Source organism: Cryomorphaceae bacterium, assembly GCA_007695365.1.
In the GTDB taxonomy this organism is placed as follows: domain Bacteria; phylum Bacteroidota; class Bacteroidia; order Flavobacteriales_D; family SKUL01; genus SKUL01.
The window spans coordinates 1-4,637 of record REDV01000008.1 but is presented as its reverse complement, the minus strand read 5'-3'; the positions used below and the strand labels follow the sequence as shown (position 1 = coordinate 4,637).

4 protein-coding genes and 1 tRNA gene are annotated in these 4,637 nt (G+C 48.9%); all 5 read left to right on the top strand.

Annotation, left to right across the window (positions count from 1 at the left end):
- Positions 1–110 precede the first annotated feature (110 nt).
- The 5 genes from EA392_00145 to EA392_00125 all read left to right on the top strand — a co-directional run bounded on the left by EA392_00145 (position 111) and on the right by EA392_00125 (position 4,533).
- Positions 111–192 (top strand) — tRNA-Leu (locus EA392_00145).
- A 93-nt stretch (positions 193–285) separates the two neighbouring features.
- Complete coding sequence (gene tig, locus EA392_00140; GenBank protein ID TVR42656.1) at positions 286–1,641, top strand: trigger factor; 1,356 nt, start codon at positions 286–288, stop codon at positions 1,639–1,641.
- A gap of 49 nt (positions 1,642–1,690) precedes the next feature.
- Positions 1,691–2,353, top strand: a complete 663-nt coding sequence (gene clpP / locus EA392_00135; GenBank protein ID TVR42655.1) for an ATP-dependent Clp endopeptidase proteolytic subunit ClpP — start codon at positions 1,691–1,693, stop codon at positions 2,351–2,353.
- A 49-nt stretch (positions 2,354–2,402) separates the two neighbouring features.
- Positions 2,403–3,635: an ATP-dependent Clp protease ATP-binding subunit ClpX gene (gene clpX / locus EA392_00130; GenBank protein ID TVR42654.1), complete on the top strand. Its 1,233-nt coding sequence runs from the start codon at positions 2,403–2,405 to the stop codon at positions 3,633–3,635.
- A gap of 49 nt (positions 3,636–3,684) precedes the next feature.
- Complete coding sequence (locus EA392_00125) at positions 3,685–4,533, top strand: DUF2911 domain-containing protein (protein ID TVR42653.1); 849 nt, start codon at positions 3,685–3,687, stop codon at positions 4,531–4,533.
- Positions 4,534–4,637 lie beyond the last annotated feature (104 nt).

Below are 4,637 nucleotides of genomic sequence, written 5' to 3'. Positions count from 1 at the left end.
AGTTTTAAATTCGTTTACGCTACTAAAAGCAAAGGTCGAATACCGCTTGGATTGGAAATAAACCCTACCTTTGCCGCCCCAAAAGTTCATTGTAGATTTTGAAGGGCCATGCGGATGTGGTGAAATTGGTAGACACGCCAGACTTAGGATCTGGTGCCGAGAGGTGTGTGGGTTCGAGTCCCTCCATCCGCACTTTTAAAATGCCGCGCCGGGTACATCAGATGATCGTACCCGGCCGGCCTTTCTGCAACTAATCATTCGCAATCAGATTTTTACCATCATTTTATGAACATCACTCAAGAGCAGCAAGGCAACCTCAGCACCGTTGTTAAAATCACCCTCGAAAAAGACGATTACCAACCCCGCCTCGAAAAAGCACTCAAAGACTATCGCCGTCGGGTAAACCTGCCGGGTTTTCGCCAGGGCCAGGTTCCTATGGGAATCATCAAAAAACGCTTCGGAAAATCATTGCTGGCCGATGAAATCAACGGAATGCTCAACGAAACAATCAATGGTTACATCAACGAGCAAAAACTGCGTGTGCTCGGATCCCCCATTCCCAGTGAAAACAGAGAAGAAGTAGCCAATTGGGATGAGCCCGATCGATTTGAGTTTTTCTACGACGTGGCCCTCGCCCCCGAGTTCTCTGTGGAAATTGGTCCAAAAACCACTTTTACCTACACCAAAGTAGGGGTGAGCGACAAGATGATCGACGAAGAAATGGACAACCTGCGTCGCCGCCACGGTAAACTGGTGGATGCAGAAATTTCATCAGACAAAGACATGCTGCTGGGCGATTTTGTGGAGTTGGATGCCAACGATGAGATTGTAGAAGGCGGTATCATGAACCGAAGCACCATCTCCATCGAGTTCGTGAAAGATGAAGACACCCAAAAGAAACTGGTGGGCCTCAAAGCCGAAGATCACGCGGTGATTGACCCGCGTAAAGTGTCAACCGATGAACGCGACCTTGCCCGAATGCTTGGGCTGGAAGAAGGAAATACCGGCCATATTCAGCACAATTTTCGCTTTAACGTGAAAGAAATCAAATCCCTGGAAAAGGCTGAGCTGAACCAGGAGCTTTTCAACAAGGTGTTTGGCGAAGGGATGGTGACAAGCGAAGAGGAAATGCGCGCCAAACTCGGCGAGGAATTCGCACGCATGTACGCTGCCGATTGTGAGCGCCTTTTTAAGCGCGAAATCATGAAGCAACTGGACGATAACCTCAAGATTGAATTGCCCGATGAATTACTCAAGCGCTTCATCATGCTCACCAACGAGAAACCGGTAACACCCGAGCAGCTCGAACTTGAGTATCCGCAATACTCCAGGGGATTGCGCTGGCAGTTGATTGAAAACAAACTGCTGAGCGAACTGGAAGTAAAGGTGGAGCACGATGAGGTTTTGGAGTACGTAAAAGGACTTATCGCCAATAATTTCAAACAATACGGAATAGACGTACCCGAAGATGAAGAGCTAAAGGAATTGGCGGTAAACGCCATGAAAAAGCGCGATGATTTGCAAAAGCTCTACGACGATATGTACGAGCGCAAGTTGCTGACAGCCATCCGCGAAAAAGCCAAAATCAAAGAGCAGGAACTTTCCTTTGAGGAATTTGTTGCTTTCGCTCAGCGCGGCTGATACACAACCAATGGGTTAATCCGTAATTTAGCCCCCAAACTTTTCGAAAATGGACGGTAACGAATTCAAAAAATACGCTGTAAAGCACAAGGGAATCAGCAGCCAGTTGATGCACGACTACGCCACTGCGGTAACCCCCTATATCATTGAGGAACGCCAATTGAACGTGGCTCAGATGGACGTTTTTTCGCGTCTGATGATGGATCGCATCATCTTTCTGGGAACAGGTATCGACGACCAGATTGCCAATATCATCCAGGCTCAGCTGCTCTTTCTGGAGTCGGTAGATGCCAAAAAAGACATTCAGATTTACCTCAACTCACCCGGAGGTTCGGTGTACGCCGGATTGGGGATCTACGATACCATGCAGTACATTGCTCCCGATGTAGCCACCATCTGTACGGGCATTGCTGCTTCAATGGGGGCCGTGCTGCTTTGCGCGGGAGCGCCCGGTAAACGAACCGCGCTTACGCACTCACGTGTGATGATTCACCAGCCCATGGGAGGTGCGCGCGGGCAGGCTTCCGACATCGAAATTACCTACAAGGAAATTCAGAAACTGAAAGAGGAGCTGTACCGCATCATTGCCGAGCACAGCGGTCAGACTTACGAGAAAATCTGGGAAGACAGCGACCGTGATTACTGGATGCGCTCAGAAGAGGCCAAGGAATACGGAATGATCGACGAGGTGCTTGTTCGCCCAAAGAAATAACCCAAACCCGCTTTTTTTCGTATCCTGATGACACAAACCACACACCAGAATGGATAAAAAGGATATCAAATGCTCTTTTTGCGGACGCTCTAAAAGTGAAGTAAATGTGCTGATTGCCGGTATTACCGGGCACATTTGCGACAACTGCGTGGGGCAGGCCGAGAACATCATCAAAGAAGAGTTTGCTCTTAAGGCAAGCCGGCATATTGAATCCACCCTTGTGCTTCAGAAACCGCGTGAGATCAAAACCTACATTGATCAGTTTGTAATAGGCCAGGATGAAGCCAAAAAAGTTCTTTCGGTGGCGGTGTACAACCATTACAAGCGCCTGCTTCAGCCGGTACGCAATGAGGATGATGTAGAGATTGAAAAGTCTAACATTATCATGGTAGGCGAAACGGGCACAGGTAAAACCTTGTTGGCCAAAACCATCGCCAAAATGCTCAACGTACCTTTCTGCATTGCAGATGCCACCATTCTCACCGAGGCAGGTTATGTGGGCGAAGACGTAGAAAGCATACTGTCGCGCTTACTGCAGGCAGCCGATTACGACGTGAGCCTTGCCGAGCGTGGTATCGTTTTTATTGATGAGATTGACAAGATTGCGCGTAAAAGTGACAATGCATCCATTACGCGCGATGTTTCGGGCGAGGGCGTGCAACAGGCCCTGCTCAAACTGCTGGAAGGCTCCGTTGTGAATGTGCCGCCACAAGGGGGGCGAAAACACCCCGAGCAGAAACTTATTCAGGTGGATACCCGCAATATTCTGTTTGTGTGTGGAGGAGCATTTGCCGGTATTGAGCGTATGATTAAGCGCCGCATCAAAACCAACCCCATCGGTTACGGCACGGGCAATACCCGCGAAATAGAAGATGATGAGTTGCTGCGCTATATTTCGCCGCAAGACCTCAAAAGCTTTGGGTTGATTCCAGAACTGATCGGGCGGTTCCCGGTACTTACCCACCTCAACCCGCTGGATGCAACCACCCTGCGCCGCATTCTTACTGAACCCAAAAATGCGCTTATCAAGCAGTATATTAAGCTTTTTGAGCTGGATGATGTGGCCTTGAGTTTCGATAAGAAGGTGCTGGATTTTATCGTGGAGAAAGCCATGGAATACAAGCTCGGCGCCCGTGGTTTGCGCTCTATCTGCGAGGCTATTATGACCGATGCCATGTATGAAATACCTTCCGACGGCGCCACACGCGAGTTGAAGGTTACCCTGGCCTACGCGCGTGAGAAGTTCTCCAAAGCTGAAATCAGCAAGCTGAAAGTGGCTTGATAACCGCCCGTTTTGCTTAGTTTTATGCCCCAATATAAAACTGAGCAACATGAAACGATTATCACTTATTGCCATTGCCCTTTTCGCAGGTTCTGCCCTTGTGGCACAGGATCTTCCCAAACCCAGCCCAATGGGTGTGGTAAAGCAGGAAGTTGGACTTACCAAAGTTCGTATCGAATACAGCCGCCCAAGTGCTAAAAACAGAAAAATCTATGGCGACCTGGTTCCTTTCGATAAAATGTGGCGCACAGGCGCCAACAAAGCATCTGCTATTTCTTTCAGCACTGATGTGAAAGTAAACGGCCAGGATCTGATTGCCGGTGACTATGCTTTGTTCTCTATTCCCGGACAGGATGCATGGGATATCATGTTTAACACCAATCTCGATCAATGGGGAACCGGAAACTACCAGGACACCGAGGAGTCGCTTCGCATTCGTGTGCGCACCCAGAAAGTACCGCACACAGAGACCTTCACCTTTACCGTTGACAATCTTACCGACACCAGCTGCGACGTGTGCATGGTGTGGGAAGAAACCCGCGCCTGTTTTAAGGTAGAGGTAGATGTGGACGCCAAAGCCGAGGAGAATATCCTCGCCAAAATCAATGAGATTGAGAACGCTTACGGGGTGTACAACACTTCTGCTCGCTGGTATCTCGACAACGGCAAAGACGCGAAGCAAGCACTGGAGTGGGCTACCAAATCAACCCAGATTCGCGAAACATTCTGGAACCTGATCACCCTCTCGCGTGCTCAGGCAGCCAACAACGATTTTAAAGGAGCCATTGCCACTGCTGAGAAAAGCAAAGCCATGGCCATCGAAGCCGGTTATGACAACTACGCCAAAATGAATGATGAGAACATCGCCCAGTGGAGAGGAAAATCAGGCAGAAAGTAATTGCACACATCTCAACCTATCAAACCCCGATCTGCACAGGTCGGGGTTTTTTTTGATGCATTTTGGTTGATAATGATTAAATTCGTAACAACCAATTTTTAACG